Source organism: Ruegeria sp. HKCCSP346, assembly GCF_017872595.1.
Classification (GTDB): domain Bacteria; phylum Pseudomonadota; class Alphaproteobacteria; order Rhodobacterales; family Rhodobacteraceae; genus Ruegeria.
In genome coordinates this window covers 188842-214793 of the sequence record NZ_JAEDOT010000001.1, presented here as the reverse complement: position 1 = coordinate 214793, position 25952 = coordinate 188842, and the positions used below count along the sequence as shown (strand labels likewise).

22 protein-coding genes are annotated in these 25952 nt (G+C 59.1%); 4 read left to right on the top strand and 18 right to left on the bottom strand.

What is annotated here, in order from left to right; all coding sequences use genetic code 11:
- Positions 1 to 7: 7 nt before the first annotated feature.
- The 5 genes from I9185_RS01055 to xylF all read right to left on the bottom strand — a co-directional run bounded on the left by I9185_RS01055 (position 8) and on the right by xylF (position 6031).
- Positions 8 to 1411, bottom strand: a complete 1404-nt coding sequence (locus I9185_RS01055; RefSeq protein ID WP_348539702.1) for an MATE family efflux transporter — start codon at positions 1409 to 1411, stop codon at positions 8 to 10.
- A 150-nt stretch (positions 1412 to 1561) separates the two neighbouring features.
- Positions 1562 to 2869: a xylose isomerase gene (gene xylA, locus I9185_RS01050; protein ID WP_171633489.1), complete on the bottom strand. Its 1308-nt coding sequence runs from the start codon at positions 2867 to 2869 to the stop codon at positions 1562 to 1564.
- 10 nt (positions 2870 to 2879) lie between these two features.
- Entirely contained in the window at positions 2880 to 3677 is a 798-nt protein-coding gene (locus I9185_RS01045) for an ATP-binding cassette domain-containing protein (protein ID WP_210092788.1), read from the bottom strand.
- Positions 3677 to 4975 carry a sugar ABC transporter permease gene (locus I9185_RS01040; protein ID WP_210092145.1) on the bottom strand — a complete coding sequence of 433 codons (1299 nt, stop codon included), beginning with the start codon at positions 4973 to 4975 and terminating at the stop codon, positions 3677 to 3679. The genes I9185_RS01045 and I9185_RS01040 overlap by 1 nt, the downstream gene beginning before the upstream one ends.
- Positions 4976 to 5050: 75 nt before the next feature.
- The gene (xylF, locus tag I9185_RS01035; protein WP_245223441.1) at positions 5051 to 6031 is read right to left on the bottom strand and encodes a D-xylose ABC transporter substrate-binding protein; all 981 of its coding nucleotides are present in this window, start codon (positions 6029 to 6031) and stop codon (positions 5051 to 5053) included.
- A 192-nt stretch (positions 6032 to 6223) separates the two neighbouring features.
- On the opposite strand from xylF, the gene I9185_RS01030 reads away from it, so the two are divergent.
- Together I9185_RS01030 and I9185_RS01025 are read left to right on the top strand one after the other, a co-directional pair.
- The gene (locus I9185_RS01030; RefSeq protein WP_209547302.1) at positions 6224 to 7441 is read left to right on the top strand and encodes an ROK family transcriptional regulator; all 1218 of its coding nucleotides are present in this window, start codon (positions 6224 to 6226) and stop codon (positions 7439 to 7441) included.
- Between the two features lies 1 nt (position 7442).
- Complete coding sequence (locus I9185_RS01025) at positions 7443 to 8942, top strand: CRTAC1 family protein (protein ID WP_245223381.1); 1500 nt, start codon at positions 7443 to 7445, stop codon at positions 8940 to 8942.
- On the opposite strand, the gene I9185_RS01020 is transcribed toward I9185_RS01025, so the two are convergent.
- From I9185_RS01020 to xylB, 3 genes are read right to left on the bottom strand one after another with little or no spacing between them, the layout of a single operon-like run.
- Entirely contained in the window at positions 8943 to 10202 is a 1260-nt protein-coding gene (locus I9185_RS01020) for a cytochrome c peroxidase (protein ID WP_210092787.1), read from the bottom strand.
- A gap of 35 nt (positions 10203 to 10237) precedes the next feature.
- Positions 10238 to 11185 carry an aldose epimerase family protein gene (locus tag I9185_RS01015; RefSeq protein ID WP_209547296.1) on the bottom strand — a complete coding sequence of 316 codons (948 nt, stop codon included), beginning with the start codon at positions 11183 to 11185 and terminating at the stop codon, positions 10238 to 10240.
- A complete protein-coding gene (xylB, locus tag I9185_RS01010; protein ID WP_209547293.1) occupies positions 11185 to 12642 on the bottom strand; it encodes a xylulokinase in 1458 nt (485 codons plus the stop codon). Before xylB ends, I9185_RS01015 begins: the two co-directional genes overlap by 1 nt.
- Before the next feature lie 323 nt (positions 12643 to 12965).
- On the opposite strand from xylB, the gene I9185_RS01005 reads away from it, so the two are divergent.
- Both I9185_RS01005 and I9185_RS01000 read left to right on the top strand, forming a co-directional pair.
- Complete coding sequence (locus tag I9185_RS01005) at positions 12966 to 15395, top strand: FAD-dependent oxidoreductase (RefSeq protein ID WP_209547290.1); 2430 nt, start codon at positions 12966 to 12968, stop codon at positions 15393 to 15395.
- Positions 15396 to 15425: 30 nt separating this feature from the next.
- Complete coding sequence (locus I9185_RS01000; protein ID WP_171633509.1) at positions 15426 to 16430, top strand: Ldh family oxidoreductase; 1005 nt, start codon at positions 15426 to 15428, stop codon at positions 16428 to 16430.
- 62 nt (positions 16431 to 16492) lie between these two features.
- Here I9185_RS01000 and I9185_RS00995 read toward each other — a convergent pair whose 3' ends face one another.
- The 10 genes from I9185_RS00995 to I9185_RS00950 form a co-directional block, all read right to left on the bottom strand.
- Positions 16493 to 17200, bottom strand: coding sequence for an ABC transporter ATP-binding protein (locus I9185_RS00995; RefSeq protein ID WP_152457508.1), 708 nt, complete (start codon positions 17198 to 17200; stop codon positions 16493 to 16495).
- Complete coding sequence (locus I9185_RS00990; RefSeq protein WP_171119617.1) at positions 17200 to 17931, bottom strand: ATP-binding cassette domain-containing protein; 732 nt, start codon at positions 17929 to 17931, stop codon at positions 17200 to 17202. The genes I9185_RS00995 and I9185_RS00990 overlap by 1 nt, the downstream gene beginning before the upstream one ends.
- A complete protein-coding gene (locus I9185_RS00985; protein ID WP_209547287.1) occupies positions 17928 to 18875 on the bottom strand; it encodes a branched-chain amino acid ABC transporter permease in 948 nt (315 codons plus the stop codon). Before I9185_RS00985 ends, I9185_RS00990 begins: the two co-directional genes overlap by 4 nt.
- Position 18876: 1 nt before the next feature.
- A complete protein-coding gene (locus I9185_RS00980) occupies positions 18877 to 19728 on the bottom strand; it encodes a branched-chain amino acid ABC transporter permease (protein WP_171633515.1) in 852 nt (283 codons plus the stop codon).
- 65 nt (positions 19729 to 19793) lie between these two features.
- The gene (locus I9185_RS00975; RefSeq protein WP_171170476.1) at positions 19794 to 21074 is read right to left on the bottom strand and encodes an ABC transporter substrate-binding protein; all 1281 of its coding nucleotides are present in this window, start codon (positions 21072 to 21074) and stop codon (positions 19794 to 19796) included.
- 95 nt (positions 21075 to 21169) lie between these two features.
- The gene (locus tag I9185_RS00970) at positions 21170 to 21580 is read right to left on the bottom strand and encodes a Rid family hydrolase (protein ID WP_209547284.1); all 411 of its coding nucleotides are present in this window, start codon (positions 21578 to 21580) and stop codon (positions 21170 to 21172) included.
- Complete coding sequence (locus I9185_RS00965) at positions 21577 to 22758, bottom strand: malate dehydrogenase (protein WP_209547281.1); 1182 nt, start codon at positions 22756 to 22758, stop codon at positions 21577 to 21579. Before I9185_RS00965 ends, I9185_RS00970 begins: the two co-directional genes overlap by 4 nt.
- Positions 22758 to 23381: a BMC domain-containing protein gene (locus tag I9185_RS00960; protein ID WP_171633523.1), complete on the bottom strand. Its 624-nt coding sequence runs from the start codon at positions 23379 to 23381 to the stop codon at positions 22758 to 22760. Before I9185_RS00960 ends, I9185_RS00965 begins: the two co-directional genes overlap by 1 nt.
- Entirely contained in the window at positions 23378 to 24757 is a 1380-nt protein-coding gene (locus I9185_RS00955; RefSeq protein ID WP_209547277.1) for an aldehyde dehydrogenase family protein, read from the bottom strand. The genes I9185_RS00960 and I9185_RS00955 overlap by 4 nt, the downstream gene beginning before the upstream one ends.
- Positions 24757 to 25941 (bottom strand): hypothetical protein, encoded by a 1185-nt coding sequence (locus I9185_RS00950; protein ID WP_171666586.1) that lies wholly within the window; start codon positions 25939 to 25941, stop codon positions 24757 to 24759. Before I9185_RS00950 ends, I9185_RS00955 begins: the two co-directional genes overlap by 1 nt.
- Positions 25942 to 25952 lie beyond the last annotated feature (11 nt).

Below are 25952 nucleotides of genomic sequence, written 5' to 3'. Positions count from 1 at the left end.
GACCTGATCACCAGCCGCGACGCCCGAACAGCGAATGAAGCCGACCCTGATCTGAAAAAGGCTCGAGCGCTTGCGAGCGCTCCAACCGCGCCACGACCCGCGCGACCATAACCCAGCCTATGACTGCAAAGATGACGCCTCCAAACGCCTGCCCCAGCAGAACGCCGGATGCGCCGGCGATCTGTGAACCAATCGTCGCGAAAACCCAAGTGCCGATAGTGTGACGACCCCAGTTTATCCATGTGGAATAGACCGGATGCCCCAGATTGTTGAAGCTGGCATTTGTCACGAAGATCACGCCATTGAAGAACGAAGCCAAAGCCAACGGGCCGCAGAACAGATAGATCAGACTTCGGGTTTCGCCCTCGGCTGCGAACAGATCCGCAATCGGTGCGCGCAGCAAAAACAAAATGGCCGACATGCAAACGACATAAAGGGCCGTGAACTTGATCCCTGCCAGAAAGGCAGCGCGCACACGATCGAACTTTTCGGCCCCGAAATTCTGCCCGATGATTGGCCCTATCGCGCCTGACAGAGCGAAGATGACCGAAAACGCCACCGGCAAAAGGCGCCCGATCACGGCCATGCCCGCAACCGCATCCGTTCCATATTGCGCGATTTCCCGCACAACGATTGCATTGCCGATCGGCGTGGCGACATTTGTCAGCACCGCTGGAATTGCAATCGCCCGCACGGGTCGCAAATCCTTTGCAACCTGCTTCAGTGAAGGGTGCGCAAATCCCCGATGCACCCGAAGCGCTGGCCACAACGCCGCCCCCAACATGCACAGCCGCGCCAGGACCGAGGCGATAGCGGCCCCATCCAGCCCCAGCCCGACCGCAAAGATCAGTATCGGGTCCAGAACCGCATTCACCACTCCGCCGTAGATCGTGGCCATCATTGACCTCCGCGCATCGCCATGAGCGCGCAGCACGGCCATCGCCGTCATCGCAATGGACATCACGAACATGGTCGGAAGGATGATCGACACATAACGCGTCGCCAGCCTCAGAACCTCTCCTTCCGCGCCAAGCAAGGACAGCAGGTAGCTGAGGTTAAACAAGACCAGTCCCGAGGTCGTCAGCCCGGCAATCAGCCCGATAACGGCCACGCTGGACGCGTAATGCCTTGCTTGTTCAGCCCGCCCGGCCCCCAGTTCGCGCGCAACCAGCGCCCCGGCGGAAATCGACAATCCGATATTGATCGCGTTGGTGAAAAACAGCAGCGTCCCGGCATAGCCCACCGCCGCCGCCAGCGCATCGTTGCCCAACATCGAGATGAAGATCATATCGACAAAGTCGACGGCAAAAATGGCCATCAGGCCAATGCTGGTGGTCAATGACATGCGTGTCACATGCAGCATCAGACTGCCGCTCAGAAACACCGCTTTGCCTGCCGATTGATCCGCCAAAACCCTGCTCGCCCCACTTGTTCGACCCCGACGGGCCTTTGATGCCGTTGCGCCCAGCAAGGGAAAGCCCCGGGCAACGCTGAAGCAAACTCACGCGTTTCCGGGGCATTGTACACAAGTTATTTTAAGGACCGGCTGATCCCACGGGGATCAAACAAATCGGTTCACGTAGTTCTCGAGGATTTCCTGACGCCCCGAGCGCGGATCTGGATTGAGATCCTCGGCCAGCACCCGCGCTGCAATCTCGTCAAGACCAGAGGTCAGCATTGCCTGCGCCTCGGGCGTATTCCAGCCCGTGTACCGATCAGCCAGCGCTTGTTCCAATCCGCCATCTTCGATCATCGCTGCCGCTGCTTTCAGGCCCCGGGCACAGATATCCATCCCGCCCACATGCGCGGCGATCAGATCTTCGGCGTCGATCGACTGCCTGCGCAGCTTGGCATCGAAATTGGTACCGCCGGTGGTAAATCCACCCGCTTTCAGGATGTGGTAATAGGCCAGCGCAACCTCGGGAGTGTTGTTGGGGAACTGATCCGTATCCCACCCGGATTGATAATCGTTCCGGTTCATGTCGATGGAGCCCAGCATCCCTTCGGCTGCGGCTACGGCAATCTCATGTTCAAAACTGTGCCCCGCCAGAATCGCGTGACCCTGTTCGAGGTTCAGCTTGACCTCATTCTCAAGCCCGTATTTGCGCAGGAAACCGATGCAGGTCGCGGCATCGAAATCATATTGGTGCTTTGATGGCTCCTGCGGTTTGGGTTCGACAAGGATCGCACCTTTGAACCCGATCTTGTGCTTGTACTCGACCACCATGTTCAGGAACCGGCCCATATGATCCAGCTCGGTTTTCATGTCGGTGTTGAGCAGCGTCTCGTACCCTTCGCGCCCGCCCCACAGCACATAGTTTTCGCCGCCCAGTTTGTGGGTGGCATCCATGCAGGATTTCACCGTGGCGGCAGCAAAGGCAAAGACGTCGGGGTCGGGATTGGTGCTGGCACCGCCCATCCAGCGGCGATGGCTGAACATGTTGGCCGTACCCCACAACAGCTTGGTGCCGGACACTTGCATCTTTTCACCGATATAGTCGGTGATCTCGTTCAACGTGTGGAGATTTTCGGCGAAGTTCCCCTGTTCAGGTCGGATATCGGCATCATGCCAGCAGAAATAGGGCTGTCCCAGAATCTGGAACATCTCGAACGCGATATCGGCCTTCATCTTGGCGCGGCCCATGTCATCCTGTGGGTGCCAGGGGCGCTCGAAAGTGGGGCCGCCAAACGGATCTCCACCCTCCCACGCGAAGGAATGCCACCACGCCACGGCAAAACGCAGGTGATCCTCCATGCGCTTGTCCAAGATGATCTCGTCCGGGTTGTAGTGGCGGAATGCGAGCGGGTTCTTGCTGTCCTCGCCTTCAAATTGGACTTCTTCAATTCCCTGAAAGAAACCGCTCGTCATTTCGCTTACCTCATTCCGTCTTTTCGCCGGGCTTTTTGCCCAGAATGATCATCGACAACAGATCGTCATCGGTGACGTCTGCGATATCGACCGTTCCAACCAATTGCCCGTTCTTCATGACCGAGGCCCGGTCACACAGCTCCATCACCGCGTGTACATCATGGTCGATCAGGAAAATCCCGATCCCCTGCGCCTTAAGCTGTTGGATCAGGTCCGCCACCATCTGTGTTTCGTGCGGGCCAAGTGCGGCCGTGGGCTCGTCCATGATCAGGATACGCGCGTTGAAATACACCGCCCGTGCAATGGCCACCGATTGACGCTGACCGCCCGACAGGGCCGAGACCGGATCATTGAACTTCTGAAAGTTCGGGTTCAGCTGCGCCATGATCTTGCGGCATTCCGCCTCCATCGCGGCGTCGTTGACCAGGCCAAAGGGCGTGACCATTTCGCGGCCCAGAAACAGGTTTGAACTTGCATCAAGGTTGTCCGCCAGCGCCAGCGTCTGATAGATCGTCTCGATATTGTTGGCGCGCGCGTCGCGGGGGTTGTTGATCTCGACCTTCTTGCCGTCGATCAGGATTTCGCCATGGTCCATCTGATAGGCGCCCGAAAGAACCTTGATCAGGGTGGATTTACCGGCCCCGTTGTGGCCCAGAAGGCCCACGACCTCGCCCGGGTAGAGATCTACCGACACATGGTCTACCGCCTTGATACCCCCGAAGGAAATCGAGATATCGCGCATTTCCACCAGCGGAGGCTGGCCGGACCCACGGCCCGAAGCTTGGTTCTGTGTTTCTTGAGTTTGCATCATTTCGCCCCCAGACGTTTGCGATAGACGATGTCGATATAGACGGCCAGAACCAGGACGGTGCCGACGACAATGTTCTGGAACGGCGCGTCAACGCCAACCATGGCCATGCCCGATTGCAGCGCCTGCATGATCAACGCGCCAAGGATTGCGCCGTAGATCGTTCCGATGCCGCCGGACAGCGCGGTTCCACCAATCACGGCAGCGGCAATCACGCGAAGCTCATCCAGCGTTCCGATATCATTCGAGTGATTGGCCAGCCGGGCCGAGGCCACAACCGCCGACAGCGCGCACAGGAACCCCATCAGGGCAAAGATCTTGACGGTCATCAAACGGGTGTTGATACCCGACAACTCGGCCGCGTCCGGGTTGCCGCCGGTGGCAAAGATGTAGCGGCCAAAGCGGGTTTTGCGGGCCACGACGGTCAATGTCACCGCTACAATGATCAGGATCAGGACCGAGATCGGAATGCCGTATCCCACAACCAACCCTTCCGGCATGGTCTCGCCGCGCGCTTCGAACATGCGTTCAAGACGGCGGGTCGGGATCGCATAGCTGTTGACGATCAACACGTACCCCATGATGGCAAGGCCGATGATCCCGGCCAGCGTTGTTTCAGCCCAAACCGGTTTGACAGGGAACCCATGAGCGGCTTTGGACCGGCGACCGCTCCACAACGCCCAGACCGCAATAGCGGTGGCGGCAAGGCCGAACAGAAGGCTGACGGTTGTACCCAAGGTCCCGTTGGTTCCGCCAAATATCAGGAACGTGCTGTCCAGCGGGCCGATTGTCTGGCCGTCAGTCATGTACCAGGCGACGTTGCGCCAGACCAGAAACCCACCAAGCGTTACGATGAAAGCCGGAATGGTCAGATACCCTACCATCCAACCGTGGAACGCACCGATCATTGTCCCGACCGCAAGACCCACCACCAACGTGATCGCCCATGTCGCGGGGTGGTTCAATCCCATCCCCAACACGTTCGGCAACAGCTCGGTCTGTGTCATCGCCATGACGGCAGATGTTGTCGCCAGAAGTGCGCCGACCGACAGGTCAATGTGGCGCATGACGATGATGAACACCATGCCGCAGGCCATGATGGCGACCGAGACGGTCTGGATCGACAGATTGAACAGGTTTCTGGGCGTCAGAAAGCGGCCGTCCGTAAAGATGTTGAAGCCGATGCACAGGATGATGAAGGCGCCGATCATGCCCAATAGCCGCATATCCAGTTCCAGTTGCTGAAACAGGTTGGACTTTGCTTTTTGGGGTACCGGCTGAGACGAAGTTTCGGTCATATCCGATCTTTCATGTTCAGCTATGATCTCTGGCCCACCCTTGCGGGCCAGAGATATCATGGTTTGGAACTTGGATTAGTTACAGGGTGCAGGGCCGTTTTCGACGCCCTGACACAGGTCTTCCAACGGAATCCAGCCAGCATCGACCACAACGGACAGGTTGTCTTTGGTGATCGGTACAGGCGCAAGGAAGACCGAGTTCATCTCGGTTCCGCCGGGCGACGTCCATTTGATGGCGCCTTCAATGTCCTCGGGGCTGGTTCCGTTGCTCAACGCAACTGCAATTTCACCGGCAGCTTTGCCCAGCTCACGCGCATCTTTCCAGACAGAAACGGTCTGCGTGCCCTTGGCGACCCGGTTCAGCGCCGCGTGATCGCCATCCTGACCCGAGACCGGAATGCCTTCCATGCCCTGTGCGGTCAGTGCTGCAACAACGCCGCCAGCAGTACCGTCATTCGAGGCCACGACGGCATCAACGTTGTTTTCGTTCGCAGTCAGGATCTGTTCCATGTTGCGCTGCGCGTTCGCAGGCAGCCAGCCGTCGGTATAAGCTTCACCCACGATGACGATATCGCCGCTGTCAACGGCGGCCTGAATGATCTCTTGCTGACCGCCGCGCAGGAAATCCGCGTTCGGATCCGTGGGCGAGCCCTTGATCATCACATAGTTGCCTTTGGGCATCGCTTCGAACACCGCGCGCGCCTGCATCCGGCCAACTTCAACGTTATCGAATGTCAGATAGAACGCACGGTCATCTTCGATCAGACGGTCATACGCGATGACCGGAATGCCTTCGTCTGCTGCTGCCTGCACTGCCGGGCCGATGGCCTGGGAATCCTGCGCCAGAATGATCAGCGCATCAACGCCCTGGGCGATCAGACTTTCAATATCCGACAATTGCTTGGCAGAAGAAGATTGGGCATCAGACGAGATGTATTCCGCACCGCCCGCTTCCAGTGCAGCCTTGATCGCCGCTTCGTCGGTTTTCCAACGCTCTTCCTGGAAATTCGACCAGCTTACACCGACCGTGGGCTCTGCAAATGCAACTGTCCCCATCAGGACCGCCACAGCAGAGGCGCTGAGAATTCGTTTCATGATTTCCTCCCGGTTTCAATGAGCCATCGTTTCATGATTCGTGGCCCCGACAATTCTGAGTAGCATATTTATTTCAGTCGGTAAAATATTTATGCTATCGGTAACAGAAAAAACCACCTAGGTTGAAACAGAGATTAGATTCGCGAGGGCAAGATGCTGAAAAGCAGAGCTTCTTCAAATGCCACGGACCAAAGGAACATCACTCGCCTGCGCGTTCTGGAAAAAATCCGGGCCAGGGGAGCCATTTCACGAATCGACATCGCCAGCGCGTTGGAGACCAGCCCAGCGACCATCACGTCCGCCACTGCCGATCTGCTGTCCGCTGGCCTGATTGAGGAAATAGAAAGCGAAACACCTTCCAAATCAGCGCGCCGCGGCAGGCCGCGAGTACAGCTGAAACTGAATGGCGCGTCACATCTGATCGCGGGCGTGAAAGTCGCCCGCCAGCAGGTTTCAGTCATTCTCGTGGACTTCGAAGGAACCGAAATCACTTCGTACACGCATCCGCTGGACCAAGCCCGCATGGCCCCGGATGCGTTTGCCGCGAAGATCCGCGCCGTGCTTGATCAGGCCTGCGCCTCGGCAAACCGATCCCTTGCCGATTTGTCCGGTGTCTGCATCGGCATCGCCGGCCTTATTGATGCAAATCAGAACTTCGTGCATTGGTCATCTTCCCTGACGGAACGAAATGTGGATTTGAGCCCGCTGTTGTCCAAGGTGCTCCCCTGCCCTGCCTTCATCGAAAACGACGCCAATCTGGTCGCAAAAGCGGAACAGCTTTTCGGATTGGGAAAGGGGCTGAAGAACTTCTTGGTTGTTACGATCGAGCACGGCATCGGCCTGGGCATCGTTCTTGACGGCAAGCTCTATCGCGGCGAACGCGGATGCGGAGCAGAATTCGGGCACCTCAAAGTTCAGTTGGACGGCGCCTTGTGTCAGTGCGGGCAGCGCGGATGCCTCGAGGCCTATGTGGGGGAATACGCCCTGATCCGCGAAGCCACGATCGCCAGTGAAGCGACGGACCCCCGCACTCTTGTCGATATACTCGCAGCAGCAAAAGCCGGCGACGCCCGATCCATTTCCGTTCTGGCCCGCGCTGGCCAAATGTTCGGCATGGGGGTTTCGAACCTGATCAATCTGTTCGACCCCGAATGCATTATCCTGTCCGGCGCCAGAGGCCGCTTTGACTACCTGCATTCAGACGAGGTGATGGCACGTGTCCAAAACGGTGTCGTCAGCGTCGACGCGCCTTTGCCCGAAATCAAGGTCAACCACTGGGGTGATTCAATGTGGGCAAAAGGGGCAGCGGCTTATGGAATTGAACAGGTCTCTATCCTGAAGGTCAGGGAACTGGCGGCTCATGCGAACTAAGATGGCAATCTTGCTTGCGGTGGCTTCCGCTGCCGCTGCGGACATCGCTCCACCCCGCTTTCAAAAGGTGGAAACCCCCGGCCATGTTTACGATGGCGGCTGGGAACATTTCGTCGGCGGGGGTGTCGCGGTCTTCGACTGCAATGATGACGACCGCCCTGAAATGTTCGTGGCTGGCGGATCAAACCCAGCACAATTGTTCATCAACACATCCGACACAGATGTCAGTTTTCTTCCGGATGCGCCAGGTCAGTTATCCTTGACCCGTGTGACCGGCGCATACCCGGTAGACATTGATGGCGATGGGATCCTGGACCTTGCGGTCTTACGCGTAGGCAAAGACCTGTTGCTGCGCGGCAAACCGAACTGCGCGTTCGAGCCGTTCACGGCACTGGGTTTTCAGCCTCAGGACCATTGGACCACCGGCTTTTCCGCCACTTGGGAACGCGGGCAAACCCTGCCAACGCTGGCCTTTGGAACCTATGTCGACCGAAGCAATCCGGACGGACCTTTTGAGGCTTGCGGGCCGACGCTTCTGTACCGACCCCAAGGCGAAAAGTATGGCGATCCTGTCCGTTTGGAACCCGGTCACTGTTCCCTTTCGATCCTGTTTTCCGATTGGGCGCGCACGGGCCGCGCGGATCTGCGTGTCAGCAATGACCGCCACTACTATGTGCGTGGCGGGCAAGAGCAATTGTGGGCTATGGAAGACACCCCGCGCCTGTACAGCGAGGCCGATGGATGGCTACCCTATTCGATCTGGGGCATGGGGATCGCCTCGCGGGATCTGACCGGTGACGGGTTTTCCGATGTTTATCTGACGTCCATGGGGGACCAGAAGTTCCAGGTTTTTGATCCTGCGTCAGATGGGCCGACATGGCGGGATGCGACTTACGACCGTGGAACAACGGCACACAGGCCACATGCAGGAGGTGACGGCCGCCCCTCGACCGGCTGGCATGCACAGTTCGGGGACGTCAACAATGACGGGCTGGACGACATTTTCGTCGCCAAAGGCAATGTTGAGCAGATGCCCGACGCGGCGCAGAACGACCCCAACAACCTGTTGATGCAGACCGCCGACGGTCAGTTTGTCGAAACAGCATCAGAGGCTGGTGTCGCGTCCATGGCAAAGTCCCGCGGCGGGGCGCTGGCGGATTTCAACGGGGATGGGTGGTTGGATTTGGTGGTGGTCAATCGCGGCTCGGACCTTGAGGTTTTCCAGAATGAACCGACGACCGGCAACTGGCTCATGATTGATCTCGGCCAGAGCCACCCCAACAGACAGGCAGTCGGCAGTTTTATCGAGGTCAGGACGCCCGAGGGCATTCAAACCCGTGAAGTGACCATTGGCGGGGGGCACGCCAGCGGAATTGCTGGGTTTCACCACTTTGGTCTAGGAAACTTCGAAACTGCGGAAACAAGGGTGATCTGGCCTGATGGTGAGCATGGAGATTGGCAGAAGGTAGATGCCAATCAGGTAATCCGCCTCGGCCGTTGATCATTGATCGACGGGCATTCCGCTGGGAACCGTTTTGGGAACACCCAGCCGCACAGCCGGATCTTCCAGCGTGCCCAGAAAACTCAAGATGGCATCGACCTCGTCATCACTCAGGTCGATGGGCGCCAGATCGTTCGACGCTGCTATGGCTTCGACATGCTGGGGGTCAAGCAAAGGCTTTTGATCCTCTGCCCCGAAAAACTCTGGCAGGTCAGCCATTTCGATGGCGTAGTTCCGCAACGCGGAAACCGGATCCAGATGATGACGCACGACATCCTCAAGCCGTGCGTAGGCACCGCTGTGGCCATATGGCGCCGTCAGGGTCACGTTGCGCAGCGAAGGCGTGCGGAATGCGAAGGCATCATCCTTGTCGCCCGTGACGCGCAGTCGCCCGTCATCCCGCACATGATTTTCGAATCGGGCTGATTTTCCGGGGCCGATCTGAGGCATGGCGATGGAATGGAACCCGTGATCGGTCTGGAACCAGCCGGAATGGCAGGCACTGCATCCAGCCTTTCCGTAGAACAGCGCCATCCCCAGCTGCGCTTGTTCGGGCAGCCTGTCTTCGCCGCGCATCGCACGATCAAACAGGCTGTTGTCAGCCCGCCACTCAAACGCGATGAAATCGGCAATGACATTGGCGATTGCGGTAAAGGAGATGTCTTCTCCGGGCGCGATGTCATCAAATCGCCTTTGATACTCTGGTATCGCCGCCACGCGCGCGGCGATCAGATCCCAGGCGCCACCCTCTTGGGTCAGCAAGCCGAGTCGTACGGCCTTGCTCACCTCGTTTTCAGAATAATGCCCCGCCATTTCGTCAGGCGACAGCACCGGAAACATCGCCTGCGCTGCCAAAGCCGATTTGAACCCCGGCCTCATATGCGTCCCCAACGGCGTTCTAATGCCATTGGGCTGTGACGGATCCGCCTCGAGGCGACCGTCATGAAAAAACGTCGTGAATTCCAGCGCCCCGAGATTCCACATCGCGGGCGAGTTCCGGGGAATGCGCTGTTCGGGCGCATTGTCTTGTGTGACCTTGCGCTGACCACCCAGCCCGATCCCACCTTCGCCGATACCCAGTGAAAGCCCGTCGGACGTTCCCAGCTTCGGATGATGACAGGTTGCGCAGCTTATGTTCTTGTTGCCCGACAGGATCGGATCGTAGAACAGCAGTTGCCCCAACTCTGCGTTAGCAAAGTCAGGTTCGATGAATTCCGGTTTCGGACCAAAGTCTTGCGCCTGAGCAATTGAAAGCGACATCCAGATGCCTACGGCATTTGCTGCAATCTGAAGTCTCATGATCGTTCCTCGGAAATCTCAAGTGTCAGAGTTTGTCGATACGGGTTGTCCGGCGTATGGATGACGGACGGGAACGCAGGGACATTCACGGCGTTCGGATATCCTGACGGCTCAATGCACAGCCCCGCACACGGGCTAAATCGGCCTGACAGATGTGCCCCGGCATAGACCTGTGCGCCGGGTTGATCTGAATACAGGTTCATCCTCAATCCCGAAGGTGCCGTGACCTCTGCCACCGGATGGTCACGGTTTCCACTTTGATCAAACACAAAATAATGGTCCAGCTCGCGCCCCTCTGCCCCGACGGTGCGGGACAACGCGAAATCTGGCACATTATCGCCGGCGGCGGAGATATCTCCGAAAGGAACGGAACGCGCGTCCAGCTCCAGCACCCGGTTCGATCTTAGCCTGAGCCGGCAGTCCATGATATCCTCTGGACAGCCCAGAGTGTAATAATTGTGCTGCGCGATGCTGATCGGCGTTGGGCGATCCGGGCGCGCCCTGATTGTATAGATCAGACGCGGACAGGTCAGTTCGACATGCACCTCGAAATTGACCGCTCCGGGAAAACCGCCTTCACCGTGAGGTGAAGTCAAGGACAGAACCGACTGATTTGGAGAGGTTTTCACGATATCCCAGTATTTGCGTGACAGCCCGCTCGGACCACCATGCAGCGTGGTCGGCCCTTCGTTTGCTGTCAGGTGATGAACACGCCCCTGCAATGCAAACTGTGCCCCGCCGATGCGGTTGGCCACTCGCCCGACCATCGCGCCAAGGTAGAACGGGTCCGACAGGTAATCCTGCGGGTTTTCGTAGCCCAATATCAAAGGTGTTTCGCCAAGCCACCAGCCTTGCGTGATTGCGCCATAGTTCAACAGGGAAACGGACATGTTTCCGTCTTCCAGAAGGACCTGCTCGACAGGCATGCGTTTGGGATCAGCCATCAGCGCGCGGCCAAAGGGGACAAAGCAGCATAGTATTCGCGATACCGCTGATATTCCGCCTCATATGCGCCGGTCAGTTCGAGACGTGGTTCAACACGCTCAGCGACTTCCGGGGACAGCATGACATCCTTGGGGTCGGCGCCGTCCACCGCACATGCAGCAAGACGCGCTGCGCCTATGGCTGCGCCAAACCCACTTCCATCGGGCACAGCAAGCGGCGTGTTCAGAACCGTGGCCAGCGTTTCCAGCCAAAACCGCGACCGCGCCCCGCCACCGACGACCAGCAGACTTTCGGGATTGGTGCCCGTGCTTTTGAGCGCCTCCAAACAATCGCGCATGGCAAAGGAAACCCCCTCTGTCACGGATTGCGTCAGGTCAGCGGGTTCCGACGCGATATCCAGCCCCAGGAATGCCCCGCGTATGTCACTGTCGTTATGGGGCGTCCGTTCACCGGACAGGTACGGAAGGAAGGTGATCTTTGACGGCCCCTTCACCGAATCCGGCAGGGTCGACGCCAGCGCACCGACGGGTTGACCGAGGTGACGCGACAGCCAGTTGAGACTGTTGGTGGCCGACAGGATCACACCCATTTGAATCCAGCGATCCGGAACCGCATGACAAAAGCAATGAACAGCTGTTTCCGGCGCGGGCGCATAGCTTTCCTTTGCGACCAGCAGCACACCCGAAGTGCCCAAGGAAAGAAATCCGCGGCCCTCACCAATACTTCCGATACCGCAGGCCGCTGCCGCATTGTCACCGGCCCCGCCGGCAACCACGACGGGCCCGGGCAAGCCCCACTGCCCGAGGATCTCTGACCGCAGTTCTCCGCCTGCCGAACTGCCTTCAACCAGGTCTGGCATTTGGTCCCAGCGCATGTGGCTTTGATCCAACGCGGTGACTGACCATTCTCGCTTTCCAACGTCCAGCCACGCCGTACCGGCGCTGTCGGATATGTCGCTGACATAGGAACCGGTGAGCCAGAAACGCAGATAATCCTTCGGAAGCAACACTTTGGATGTCTTTTCAAACACGTCGCGCTCGTGTCTGCGCACCCATTCCAGCTTGGGTGCGGTGAAACCCGGGAAAACGATGTTCCCGGTGATCGCGCGCATCGATGGCAGACCATCCAGCTCCGCAGCTTCCTGCGCTGATCTCGTGTCGTTCCAAAGGATACAGGGCCGCAGCACTTTGCCATCCCGATCCAGCAACGTGGCACCGTGCATGTGGCCGCTCAGACCAACGCCGCGCACCGCAGAAAATGCAGCACCATTCAACGCGCGCAATTGGGCAACGACGTTTTGGCAGGCTTCCACCCAATCGGACGGATCTTGTTCCGACCAGCCGGGATGCAACGTCGATGTCTCAACACCTGCTTCGGCTTCGGCGACGACTTTGCCCTCTTCGCTGACCACAATTCCCCGAAGACCTGACGTCCCCAAATCCAGACCGAGATACACGCGATTTTCCCCCTTCGTATGCCGCACGGATCGCGGGCGCAACAAAGCGCACCCCAAGCCGATGTCAGACCTTACCAGCACAGTTTGCGCTAACACAACAATCCGAAACAAAAGATGGCCGGTATTTTTGCGGGCCGCCTCACAGACCGCGTGAGATCACCGGCAAACCCGATCATGGTTTAACTGAACTCAGCTGGACCGGAAAATTTTTCGAATTGCCTGACGCAGATTTCACGTAAACAGTTCAACTAGTTCTCAGCCCGCTGATTTCGTTTTGACTGACCCTCTGGAAACGAAAACAGCCTCACGAAGGAATGCGTCGAATGCAGTCACATGCCAAGGTTGTCGTCGTAGGAGGCGGATGCGTTGGGGCTTCGGTTCTTTATGGGCTGACGCAGCACGGGTGCACAGATGCAGTCATGCTGGAGAGAACGACGCTGACCTCCGGCTCTACCTGGCATGCGGCGGGTCTGCTGGTCACCTTCGTGCGATCCCACAACGTTTCGAAGATGACGATGGAGACCATCCGCATCTATTCCGAAGTCGAAAAGAAGATCGGCGCCTCGGTCGGACTGCGCCAGGTGGGCCAGTTGCGCGTTGCCAATACGCAGGAACGCTGGGACGAGTTCCTGTCCTATGTCTCGATTGCCGAAGCTGCCGGTGTTCCCTGCAAACTGCTGACGCCAGAAGAAATCGCCGAACTGCACCCTCTGCTCAACCAATCGGAACATATTCGCGGCGGCATCCTGCATACCGAGGACGGCTATGTGAACCCTGCTGACATCACCATGGCAATGGCCAGGCTGGCGCGCGAGAAAGGCGCCAAAGTGTTTCAGAACACCGAAGCGCTGGCTTATGAAAAACTGGAAAACGGTCATTGGAAGGTGACAACCAATCAAGGTGAGATCACTTGCGAACATCTTGTCTTCGCGACCGGAAACTATGCCCGCGAAAACGCGCGCCGTGTTGGTCTGGATCTGCCTTGCATTCCAATCGTTCACCAATATTGGACGACCGAAACCGTTCCGCTGCTGAAAGAACGCCGCGCGCAAGGGTTGCCCGAGTTCCCGATCCTGCGGGATGAAGATTACGGTGCCTATCTGCGCGAAGATGTGGGCGGCATTCAGTTCGGCCCATATGAGTTCACCAAAGACCTCAAGCTATTTGCCGAAGATCGCGTGCCGCCTGACTTTGGCGCCGACCTCTTGCCCGAAGATTTCGACGCGGTCCAAGCGCAGTGGGAACGTGCCATCGAGAGGGTTCCGACACTTGCAGAGGTAGGTATCAAGGCCAACACCCGAGGTCCGTTCCAGATGACACCGGACGAGTTGCCGCTTGCGGGACCCGCACCGGGGCATGAAAACCTGTGGCTGGCCGAAGGCATGCCCGGCGGCATATTGTGGGGTGGAACCGTTGGTGAACGTCTGGCCCGCTGGATTGTCGATGGGGATCCGGGCATGGACATGTCTGAACTCGACCCACGCCGTTTTTCGGATTACGCGTCCAAGCGGTGGACCATGGACAAGGTGCGCGAAACGTGGGGGACCCACATGAACGCGCACATCCCCGGAGAAGATTTTCCCGGTGCGCGCCCGATGAAAACGATGGGGTCCTACGATCTGCTGAGCGCGCATGGCGCCGTCTGGACCAGCTTCAACGGATATGAGTTTCCGCGCTGGTTCGCCAAATCGCGCAAGGAAGCTGTTCCGGAACATTCCTTCCGACGCACCAACCACATGGAACGCGTTCAGGAAGAGGTGCGCACCACCCGTGACGTGGCCGGGTTCATCGAGATGTCGCCGATGACCAAGTTCACCGTGCGCGGACCGGGGGCTGCCAAATGGCTGGATGGCGTTATGGCGAACAGGCTGCCCAAAGTGGGGCGAATGACCCTGTCGCTTTTGTTGAACCCAAAGGGCGGCATGGATGCGGAATACACGGTCGCCCGCTACGCCGAGAATGATTTTTACCTGGTTTCCACCCCGAACTGGCGCGCCTACAACTGGGATGAACTGCAACGTTTGCTGCCCGATGACAGCTCTGTCATTCTTGAAGATGTTTCAGAACAACTGGGCGTGATTGCACTGGCAGGCCCCAAGGCACGAGAGATCCTGCAACCATTGACCGACAATGATCTGTCGAACGAAACCTTCCCCTGGCTTTCTGCGCAAATGGGTGAAGTGGGGTACGCCAAGGGCGTTCATCTGCTTCGCGTGTCCTATACCGGCGAGCTGGGGTGGGAACTGCATCATCCGGTCGGTTACAACCGCCATCTTGTTGACCTGCTGCTGAAGGCCGGTGTGAAACCTTTCGGGCTTGAGGCACTGGAATCCATGCGTCTTGAAAAGTCTTATCGCGCCATCAATCGCGAAATCTGCAAGGACATGACGCCATACGAGGCCGGCCTTGATCGGTTCGTGGTAACAGATGGTCGCGACTTCATAGGCAAGGCCGCTCTTTTGAAACAGAAAAAGGATGGCGCGTACCGGCGGTTGGTCACGCTGAAACTGCCCTTTGGCGAAACATCGGTGATGTTTGACGAGGGTGTCTATGCTCAGGGCAAGCTGATCGGCCGTGTTACCTCGGGCGGGTTCTCTTATTATTGCAACCACGACATTGCGATGGCACTACTGCCACAGAACATGACGGCGCCCGGAACGAAAATGCAGGTGCTGGTCCACAATGAGATGCGCGACGCCGTGGTCATCGACACATGTGCTGTCGATCCCGCAAACACACGCCCGCGCGCTTGAGTGCGAAACAGAAAGACGGGACTCGAACGGATGACCGAACAACCGACAAAAACGCTTTCTCTTGCCGAAGTTCGGGACTTGGCCAAATCGGTTCTTGTTTCTGCCGGAGCGGACACGCGCAGCAGTGATGTACTTGCCGATATCGTCACCCGGTCTGAACGGGACGGCCCGCGCAGCCACGGGTTGCGCATGTTGCCGGTCTATGTCCAAAGCTTCACGTCCGGCTATGCCAACGGGCACGCGAAGCCCAAAACCGAAAAGGTTGCCCCGGGCGTTTTGCGCTGTGATGCCGACAACGGGTACTATCAAGTTGCAGCGACAGCAGCCCGCGAGGATCTGATCGCGATGGCCCGGGAAAACGGGATTGCCGCGTTCACCTGCGCGAACTGCCACCATCTGGGTGCGTTACGGTTTGACACAGAACCTTTGGCCGAAGCCGGATTGGTGGCCTTTGCCGTGATCAACTCGTTGTCCATGGTGGTTCCGCAAGGTGGGGTTCGCCCGGTTTTTGGCACCAACCCCATGTCTTTTGCCTGCCCGCGTGATGGCGATGCGCCCGTGGTCTGGGATCAGGCCTCGTCCATGGTGGCCCTCATGGATATCCGCATGGCCGCCGCCGAGGGGCACGACCTGCCCCGCCCTGCCGGTCTTGATCCCCAAGGCGAGCCCTCGACAGACCCAAATGCCATCCTTGAAACCCGCAGCCTATTGCCGTTCGGAGAGCATAAAGGGGCCGCGATCGCCTTCATGGTAGAGGTGTTGGGCGCCGCGCTGGCGGGAGGAACCCTGTCCGTTGACAACAAAGAGCGCGAATCTTTCGGCGCCCTGAACATCAAAGGTGGAGCGACCCTGATTGCCATCGATCCCACCCGGTTCGGCAACGCGGCCTTCAACGAATATGTCGCCCGCATCTGCGCCGAGATTTCCGGCAACGGGTCCGCCCGGGTTCCGGGCGACGGTCGCCTTGCAAAACGGGCAGCCGCCGAAGCCCAAGGCATCGCCGTGAGTACCGAGGTTCTGGCCGCACTTGGCTGAAACTGAAATCACCCGCCATCGAATGGCCGGACGGCACCTGCCCGGCTTTCCAACCACGCCACTCAATGGCCGCCGAAATAGGCCTCGAGCAAGCGTTTGTCATTTCTCAGTTCGTCAGCCGTGCCCGACGTCTGCATCCGCCCGGACTCCAGCACATAGATGCGGCTGGCAAGCGACAGGGCAAAATTGGCATTCTGTTCCGTGATGACGACGGTCAGCCCGTATTCCTTGTTCAGCTGACGGACGACTTCGGCAATCTCGTGACAGATCTTCGGGGCAAGACCGATCGTCGGCTCATCGACAAGCAGCAGTTCCGGGCTGGTCATCAAGGCCCTGCCAAAGGACACCATCTGCCTTTCCCCGCCGGATTGGGTCGACGTCTCCTGCCCTTCCCGTTCTTGCAGACGCGGGAAAAGACTGTGCACCATCTCAAGGTTGTTTTCGATGTCGTCTCGTGCGGTGAAGGCCCCCACCATCAGGTTGTCGCGCACCGACATATAGGGGAACAGGTTGAACCGCTCGGGCGCATAGCCCACCCCGTGACGCACGATTTCCGAAGGGCTTCGACCGGCAAGGCTGTGCCCGCGCAACCGGATGTCGCCTTCGATTTTCACAAGGCCCATGATGCTGTCCAACAAGGTGGATTTACCTGCACCGTTCGGGCCGACCACGGCGACAATCTCACCGGGCTGCACCGTGATCGATATATCGGTCAACGCCTGGGCCTTGCCGTAAAACGCGGACAGGTTCTCGATTTCCAGATAGGACATCAGACGCTCCCCAGATACGAGGCTTGAACGGCCGTGTCGTTCATCACGTCGCTGAACGCGCCTTCGGCAATCATGGTGCCCCGCTCGATGGCGATGGCGCGGTCGATCAGCGGTTCCAGCGCCGGCAAATCATGGCTGACGATCAAAAAGGTCATCCCGTCCTTGCGCATGGATTGTATGAGATCGGAAATCTGCGCGATTTCACCGACTGTCAGACCTGCAAACACCTCGTCCAGCAACATGACACGCGGTGCGGTGGCCATGGTTCGGGCCATTTCAAGCTTGCGCAGATCACCCATGGCCAGTTCGGCGGGTGAGCGGCTCAGATCCGTTTCCGTGAACCCGACACTCAGCGCGAGCTCTTTTTCCCTGTCCGTATCCGGCGGCGAAACGATCATGCGCCAGATGTCGTCCGGCATCAGGCCCACCCTGATGTTTTCTGCAACACTCATGTCGCCGAACGGCCGAGGTATCTGATAGGTTCTACTGACCCCGGCCCGGATACGCTGAGGCGTCGACAGCGCCGAAATCTCATTGCCGAACAGCTCGATCGTACCGCTGTTCTGCCGCAATTCGCCCATGATCTGGCTGAATACCGTCGTCTTTCCCGCGCCATTCGGACCGATCAGGCCCAGCGACTCTCCTTCTTGCAGGGAAAAGGACAGATCATTCGTGGCCACCAGCCCGCCGAACCGTTTGACAAGACCGGAAACTTTCAGCGCAACGGTCATGCCAGCCCCCCTTTCCGCAGTCTTTGAAAGCCGCGTTGCACAAGTTCAACCAATCCTTTTGGCTGATACATGTAGAGAAGCAGTGCGATGGCACCGTAGACGAAATACCGTTCAGCCCCGGGAAGCACGGGGCGCAGGAATTCCAGAAGGAACGTCATGAAGAACGCACCGATCATGGGGCCGATGATGGTCGATGTTCCGCCCAGCAAGGCCGCCACGATGATGGTGAAAAGAAAGTTGATGTCAAACAGCGCGCGGGGCGCAAGTGAGCCCAGATAATGGACATAGAACGCTCCGCCCAGACCTGCGATGAACGCGCTGGTCAGAAACGCAAAGGCCTTCAACCGCGTGGTGCTGAGGCCCGAACCGCGCACGCTTTCTTCATTCATCCCGATGGCGGCCAGTGCAGTGCCCAGCCGGGTTTTCATCAGCAGCCACATGCTGACCGCCACGCTGAGCATCAAGGCCGTGGACAGGTAGTAGCCGTTTGCAGCGCCTCGTGTCAGGGTTTGAATTCCCGACATCCCGCGTGTGCCGCCGGTCAGATCCGGACGGATCACCTGAACCAGCTGATAGAGCAGCTCCATGAAAGCCAGTGTGACCAGCGCGAAGTAGCTGCCGCGAATGCGCAGAGCGGGCAACAACACAATCAGGCCTGCGATCATCGTAACCAACACGGCCACAGGGATTGAGATTTCGACTGGCACGTCAAACCGTTTGGTCAGGATGGCAGTCGTATAGGCCCCGATACCGATCAGGAAGGGATGCCCGAAACTCACATACCCGGTCCTGCCCGACAGCACATCCCAGCTGATGGCGAAGATGGCCAGATAGTTGGCAAAGATCATCGTGCGCAGCGTCCCGTTCGAGACGACCTGGGGCAACAGCAGCATCCCCGCAATCAGGCCGCCCCAAAGGACAAAGTGAAACCAGCGCAGACCCATGTTACAACTCCTCGCGGCCGAACAGGCCCTGCGGTCGCGTCACCAGCACGCCGATGATCAGCAGCATGGTGAAGACACCGCGCAGTTCCGGCGCCAGGGTGGCGACAACGATGACTTCGAGAAAGCCGACGATATGAGCAACGACCAGCGTGCCGATGATCGACCCGATGCCGCCCACAATGACGACGGCCACCGAGATGATCAGAGGTGCAACCCACATTGACGGCGAAAGCTGCGTATAGCTGGCGAAAAATACGCCGCCCAGCGCACCCAGTGCCCCTGAGATACCCCATGTGATCAGGTTGATCCGATCCGGGTCGATCCCTGAAATCGCGGCCCCCTTGGCGTCCATCGACACCGCCTGCATCGCCCGCCCCGTATGTGTCAGGCGGACAAAAGCATACAGGCCCAGCAAAATGGCCCAACTGATCATCGTTGCGATCAGGATATTATAGGTGACGGACGCTCCGGCCACGTTGATCACGCCCGGCACGATCGGCAGCAGGATCTTGCTGCTGTCGCCAAAGACAAGAACGATCCCGGCCTGAATCACGACCGCCAGGATCAGCGTCGATATTTCGACGGCTACGTGATCCCCTTTCAGGGTCTTGACGATCAGGCGGTATTTCAGCACCCCCATCAGAACGCCCAGAACCACGGCCACTGCGACGCCCATCAGCTTTGGCATTCCCAGCGTCTGGGACACCCAGAAATACATATACCCGCCGACCATCAGATAGGCACCGTAGGCCAGGTTCAGGACCCGACCGATGCTGAAGATCAGCGTGAAACCCATTGCGATAAGCGCATAGAGACCGCTGAGCAAAAGCCCCTGGATCAGTATCTGCAACATGTAAGGATCCCTGGCTGCGGGTGCGCGCGCCCGCGCACCCATTTCAAGCTAAGCGAACGGACAGGTTACTGTTTGACCCAGCTTGGCAAAGTGAATTCACCCGTCGCGTATTTCTCGGGATAGACAACGGCGGCGGTGCCGTCCTCGTACCACTGGACCACGACCATTGACGGCGCGGCATCGTCGAACGGCTCGGACAGATCAAAACGGATATTGTGCGGGTAAGTACGGCCAGTCACGGGCTCTACCTCGTCATCGCCCCAGAATGCGTAACGCAGCCACAACTGGCCATCCAGTTCTAGAACCAGATCCTGTTTCTTCATCGCATCGGCCCAGCCTTCGACATTGTCGAAACCGCCAGCCTCTTCGGCTGCGGCCATCGCCTGTTTCAGCCCATGATAGGCGTTGAACCCGTTGAAATGCGGCAGCAGCGGGCGGCTGTCATACTTCGCCTGATAGGTATCGACAAACTCCTGGCTGGCCGGATCGAGCCGAAACCCGACCGAAGGGATCGGAGACAGGGTCGAGATACCGCCACCGGCACCACCCGTATCTTCCCAATATTCCATACCCAGCGCAGCGACGTTCACGCCCGTCATCGCCATCGGCACCTGGAGTTTCACGTATTGCGATGACACAACCTGCGAATTCACCGACGAGACCTGATAGATGAAGTCCGCCCCGGTATCCTGCGCACGGCTGAAGATCGGAGCAAAATCGACGGTGGCGACGTCATACGTGATGATGTCCTTGACCTCGATACCCGCAACCGGTGCAAGCGCTTCGGTGACAAGGCCGGTGATCGCCTCGCCAAAGGCCGTATCTTCCGCCAGAATGACGACGGAATCCCACCCCATTTTTTCCTTCAGAACATCCGCGCCAAAGTTGATGTACAACGTGGCCAGCGCCTCATCCGAGGCGATGTTCATGAAATAGGGCGCCATGCTTTCAGGGTCTTCGACCACCATGTCGATGATGCCGATGTAGGATGTCCAGGTGTCCAGCGTCGGAATCCGGTATTCCTGCATGCGGGGCAGCCATCCCAGCGACACATCGTCAATCGAGCCCGAGATGATGAAATCAACCTCTTCCGTTTCCGCAAGGTATTCATAGGCCCGGATGCCCTCGGTCGGGTCCTGTCCGGTATCCGCCGAGACCAGGGTGATCTGTTCGCCCATCACGCCGCCATTTGCGTTGAGCTCTTCAATCGCAATCTCGGCCCCGCGCAGCGTCGACAATCCGGTGTCCGAGGAAAGCGACCCAATGAATCCTACCTTGATTTCCGCTCCGGCCGCCGAGGCCATGAGCGCGATGCATGTTCCGCTGAGCAGCGCTGTCTTGATCATCACATTAGCTCCCTGTGTCTCATTATGCCCTCTTGTATTCTGTATACAGTACACAAGAAGATGGTTCGATCAATTCCTTTCTTGAAGACTCATGTTCAGAATCCGCTGATTTCGCCGTTTTCATCGTGGATCACGGCATCCACGTCGATTTCCACCATCAGCCCCGGCTGAGTCAGCCCAGCCTGAACAGCCGTCAGAACCGGATCGATCCCCTTAAAAACTTCGCCATGCGCCTGCGCGAACGCGCCCGCTTGGGAGAGATCGGTCAGATAGGCGCGAACCCGCCCCACATGTCGCAGTTCGGCGCCAACCTCTTTCAGTGCGTCATCGATGCGAGACAAGATGTAAAAGGTCTGCGCACCAACGTCCCCGGGCGCATGGATGCGGCCCGTCGGCTCGATGGCCGTTGTTCCGGCAACCCAGACAAAGGGGCCGATGCGCTTGGCCCGAGAGTACGAGGCCACCTCTTCAAACCGTCCGCCGGATTTCCAAAAACGCAGGGTCACAGGCCCAGCCTCACCCGGATCGCTTCGGCCGCGTTTTGCAATGCCGCGTTTTCTTCGGCGGTTAACCGCAACTCCTCGACCTCAACCAATCCGCCTGCACCCAGATGGGCTGGCACGCCCAGCACGACACCGTCGATGCCGTATTCCCCGTGCAGCATGACCGAAACCGGAACCGGGCCTGTACGCGCGCCCCGAATGTGATCAATCAATTCGATCGAGGCATGAGCCGGAGCTAACGTTGCAGAACCTGATTTCCGAAGCGCGACCACCTGACCGCCCCCGGTGATCGCATCCTGAACACAGGCTTCGATCTGTTCGCGGGACAGAAATACATCCAGCGGACGGCCTTTGATCCTGGCCCGGCTGGGGATCGGGGCCATTTCGTCCCCATGACTGCCAAGCGTGAAGGCTTCGACGTCCGCAGGCGTGACACCCGCAGCCATTGCCAGCGCGTTGCGAAACCGGCTGCTGTCCAGCGTTCCTGCCATACCCAAAACCTGTTCGCGGGGGAAACCTGTTGCACGCAGCATCTCGACCGTCATTTCGTCCAGCGGGTTGGTCACCACGATCACGATGGCATTTGGTGCGGCTGACCGGATCGCTTCGGCCGACTGACGGATCACGCGGGCATTCACATCGATCAGATCGGCACGTGTCATGCCCGGACGGCGGGCTCGTCCGGCCGTGACGACGACCACATCCGCCCCGGCCACCAGATCCATCGCTTCGCCACCGACACATCGGGCCCGCGCACCGGTGATCCCGGACGTATGATTTAGGTCCAGCGCAGTCGAAGCCGCCAAACCCGGAGTGATGTCGATCAGCGCGATTTCATCCGCCATGTCCGCCATTGCCGCCAGATGCGCGATATTGCCGCCAACACCCCCCGCCCCGATCAAGGCAAGTTTGCCCAGCCTGCGGGCTTTGCGCGGCGCACGCGAAGGGGCAACCCATTTGGGTGAACGGCGGTACAGCACCCGGCGCATGGAAACAGCACCATCCGTACGCGGCGGTTTCGGTCGCTCGAGCGGGCCATCCACCAAGGAGATACCAACACGCTCTGCGGTTTCACGCGCAAGGGCCGTCACGATGTCACCCGGCAAAACCTCGAATACGATCCTGCCCCGACGGCGCGCATCCTCGACCGCATCCGAGCCTATGACGCGAGGGGTTGCCATCAGCTGTCCTGCCCGTCCACCGCCTCGATTGCACGCGTCGCGGCCTCGACGGCGGTTTTGACCGAATTTTCGGACCCCGAGATGAACAAGCGACCAAACCGCCCCACCGCACGCACCTCGACGATGTCAATCTCGGCGGCCTTTTCGGCCTCATTCGCGGCAATCGAGATATAGGCGGCCGGCGCGCATTCCACGATCCCCAACGTCTGCCCCGGCACGATCAATGCGCCCTTGCGCCATTTGTTCAAAAGCTGCGCCTGATAGGGCTCGACACTTGTGATGATTTGCGTGGAACTGATGGCAGGCTTCAATCGATCCGTCATGGAAGCCCCAAGTTCGGCCAGCATCGCGTCCCGTGCAGCGGACACTTCGGCGTTTGAAGGCGAGCGGAGGATGAAGAATCCGAACTCGCGCTCGACCATCTGCGTCGTCGCTTCGACCGAGGACGCCTTGAGCGCCCGGTCGATCAGCGAGAATACACCATTGCCCGGCGCGAACTCTCCGATCAGCACGGTGTCACCGGACAAAGGCACTGACCCTTGCACCGTCGCGCCGTTGTAGGCGGCGAATTTCGGTTGCAGGTTGTCGATCTGCATCAGCGCCCGGATCGTGATCTCGCTCATGCGCCATACTCCTCGTAAATGTCGCGCCAGGGTCTGCTTTCATACGCGACCCGCTTGATGTTGATGAGATGCAGGGCGGTGACGTTGTCCGAGGTGATCGACCCCGACCACGTACCGGTACCCAGCATAAAGGATGGTTCAAGGTCGGTGGAATACCCCATGCCGCCCATGATCCCCGGCGTATTCACCAGGACCCGCCCCGTGGGCACGGTGGAAAACCGAGCGACCACCTCGGGGTCATCGGAATGGATGACCGAGGAATGTCCCCAACCTTCGAATTTGGCAATGGATTGCGCCAGTTCGATGCCGTGATCGGTGGACTTCGCCTCGTAAAAGGCCAGCACCGGGTTCAGCTTTTCAGCCGAAAGCGGGCGTTGCCACCCCACTTCGGTCTCTTCCGACACCAGGCAGCGCGTGCGCGGCGGAATCGAGAACCCCGCAGCATCGGCCAGCGCCTGAGGGCTTTGGCCGACGCGTTCGGGATCCATTGCCTGAACACCCTTGAAGATGACCCGAGCCAGCCGATCGGCCTCGGCCGGGGTACAGAAATAAGCGCCTTTGAGTTTCAGTTCATGGCGCAGATCGCGTGCAATTTCAGGATCGGCGACCACGGCCTGTTCGCTGACACAAGCCGTGCCATAGTCAAAGCTTTTTGACGTCACGATCATCTCGGCAACTTCGGACAGATCGCGCGCCTTGGACTTGTGCACGTAACACGGCACGTTCCCCGCCCCGACCGCAAGCGTCGGTTTGCCGCTGGAATAGGCAGCCTTGACCATGGCAGGGCCACCTGTCGCCATGACAACCGACGTGCGGCGATGCTTCATCAACTCGGCGGTGCCCTGAATGGTCACGGCGTCCAGGCATTGTATCAACCCTTTGGGCGCGCCCATCTGTTCGGCAACGCGCGCCATGATGCGGACGGTTTCCTTCCCGCATTCCACGCCGCGCGGATGCGGGGCACAGACGACGGCATTTCCCGCCTTCACCGCAGACAGAACCTTGTAGATGATCGTGGAGGTCGGATTTGTCACCGGGATAAGCGCCGCGACCACACCCATCGGCTCTCCGAAAGCCGCGATCTTTGTCGCATCGTCCCGCCAAAGCAGACCCAGCGTCGTGACATCCCGCAGGTAATCGGCGACCGACAAGGCGTTGAACAGATTCTTGACCCGCTTGTCTGCTATGTTGCCGTACCCGGTTTCCTCGACCGCCAATTGCCCCAAACGTTCGGCTTCAGGTTCGATCGCCCGAGCCATGGCATCGACGATGGCATCCACCTGTGCCGGGTCGGTGCCGAGAAAGGCGCGATAGGCTTCGAAAGCCGTTTCAGCAGCGCGCCGTGCGGCGGCGATGGATTTCAGATCAGCGTCCATCACGAGGCTCCGGTGGCAATGGTGTCAAAGATACGGCGGGCCTGATCGACATCGCCTGCGGAAATTCCGATGGTTTCCAGCCTGCGCCCGGACGCGGCCACGTCAGCGCCCAGGATGCGATCTGTCATGCAGATCAGGCTTTCCGTCAGAGGCGCAGTCAAACCTGCGAGCTGTGCGGCGGAAACAAGGGGCACCAATGACCCCAAGACGCCGTCGCGCATCAATTGGCGCGCGGCCTGCCGATCCGGGACCGGACGCGCGCCCGCCCCCCGCTCGGCGCCGGCATAGGTCGCGATCCAGTCATCGGTCTCGGGCAGGTTTCGAACGCCAAAGGCCTTTGCGACCTGCCGCCTTTCGCCAGCCAACCCGTGGATCACCTCATGCTGTTCCGGCCCTATGAGCGCAGAGAATGTCCGGTTGCCTTCCAGCGGCACCCCGCCCATCGGCACATCCGGTCCACCGGCCCCCAGCCCCGCGCCACCAAGGATCAACGCCGGAATCTCGACCGCAGCGGAAAGATCGGCAAAGCCTGAGGCCAGAACCGAATCCAGCGGCTGGATGTTCGAAAGAAAGGGTTGCAGCGCTTCAAGAACGTCCGCGCGGCCTCGGGGCAAAGTCGCAGCAGCCATCGGTGCTGCCTGCGTCAGGGTCAGGCCCGCACCTTCGGCCTGATACCAGTATGGCAGGCCCTGCGCCTCGACCAGAGTAACGTCGGCGGTGCAGCCGCCTATTCGCAGCATCCAAACCGCTTCGACCGCGCCCAAAGAGCGACCGGGCGCCAGAACAAGCACCTGCCCATCGTGCAGATGATCGGCCAGCACCATCGCATAGGTGCGCTGTTTGTGGATCGGCCCGGTCAGAAAGATCGCCTGCGCGTCCCGCACTGCTGCATCCAACTCTGCCGTGGTGCGGATCGAAGGCCCGTCGCGATCCACCTGATACGTGCCCACAGGCCCTTCGCCGCGAATGCCGATACCCGAGGATTGGGCAAGCAGTGACAGTTCCGCCCCATAGGCCGAAAACAGCGTAACCTCAGCCCCTTCCGCCAGACACAGCGCTGCCAGAAGACGGGCATCCGGGCCGCCACCCAATACAGCAATGCGCTCAAACCTTTGGGCAACGGGTGCATCCCGTGTCGCGCCACGTGTCACCGCGCGCGTGAAATCCTCGAAACCGGCTGACATGGTACCTCCTC

Bases quoted from the DNA above. Each gene is read 5' to 3' on its own strand.
- I9185_RS01025 (WP_245223381.1), top strand. From the start codon at position 7,443: ATGGCAATCTTGCTTGCGGTGGCTTCCGCTGCCGCTGCGGACATCGCT.
- I9185_RS00975 (WP_171170476.1), bottom strand. From the start codon at position 21,074: ATGATCAAGACAGCGCTGCTCAGCGGAACATGCATCGCGCTCATGGCC.
- I9185_RS00985 (WP_209547287.1), bottom strand. From the start codon at position 18,875: ATGGGTCTGCGCTGGTTTCACTTTGTCCTTTGGGGCGGCCTGATTGCG.
- I9185_RS00995 (WP_152457508.1), bottom strand. From the start codon at position 17,200: ATGTCCTATCTGGAAATCGAGAACCTGTCCGCGTTTTACGGCAAGGCC.
- I9185_RS00965 (WP_209547281.1), bottom strand. From the start codon at position 22,758: ATGGCAACCCCTCGCGTCATAGGCTCGGATGCGGTCGAGGATGCGCGC.
- I9185_RS01020 (WP_210092787.1), bottom strand. From the start codon at position 10,202: ATGTCGCTTTCAATTGCTCAGGCGCAAGACTTTGGTCCGAAACCGGAA.
- I9185_RS01045 (WP_210092788.1), bottom strand. From the start codon at position 3,677: ATGCAAACTCAAGAAACACAGAACCAAGCTTCGGGCCGTGGGTCCGGC.
- I9185_RS00990 (WP_171119617.1), bottom strand. From the start codon at position 17,931: ATGACCGTTGCGCTGAAAGTTTCCGGTCTTGTCAAACGGTTCGGCGGG.
- I9185_RS00950 (WP_171666586.1), bottom strand. From the start codon at position 25,941: ATGTCAGCCGGTTTCGAGGATTTCACGCGCGCGGTGACACGTGGCGCG.
- I9185_RS01040 (WP_210092145.1), bottom strand. From the start codon at position 4,975: ATGACCGAAACTTCGTCTCAGCCGGTACCCCAAAAAGCAAAGTCCAAC.
- I9185_RS01015 (WP_209547296.1), bottom strand. From the start codon at position 11,185: ATGGCTGATCCCAAACGCATGCCTGTCGAGCAGGTCCTTCTGGAAGAC.
- I9185_RS00960 (WP_171633523.1), bottom strand. From the start codon at position 23,381: ATGAGCGAGATCACGATCCGGGCGCTGATGCAGATCGACAACCTGCAA.
- I9185_RS01000 (WP_171633509.1), top strand. From the start codon at position 15,426: ATGACCGAACAACCGACAAAAACGCTTTCTCTTGCCGAAGTTCGGGAC.
- xylA (WP_171633489.1), bottom strand. From the start codon at position 2,869: ATGACGAGCGGTTTCTTTCAGGGAATTGAAGAAGTCCAATTTGAAGGC.
- I9185_RS01030 (WP_209547302.1), top strand. From the start codon at position 6,224: ATGCTGAAAAGCAGAGCTTCTTCAAATGCCACGGACCAAAGGAACATC.
- I9185_RS01005 (WP_209547290.1), top strand. From the start codon at position 12,966: ATGCAGTCACATGCCAAGGTTGTCGTCGTAGGAGGCGGATGCGTTGGG.
- I9185_RS00955 (WP_209547277.1), bottom strand. From the start codon at position 24,757: ATGGACGCTGATCTGAAATCCATCGCCGCCGCACGGCGCGCTGCTGAA.
- I9185_RS00980 (WP_171633515.1), bottom strand. From the start codon at position 19,728: ATGTTGCAGATACTGATCCAGGGGCTTTTGCTCAGCGGTCTCTATGCG.
- xylF (WP_245223441.1), bottom strand. From the start codon at position 6,031: ATGGGGACAGTTGCATTTGCAGAGCCCACGGTCGGTGTAAGCTGGTCG.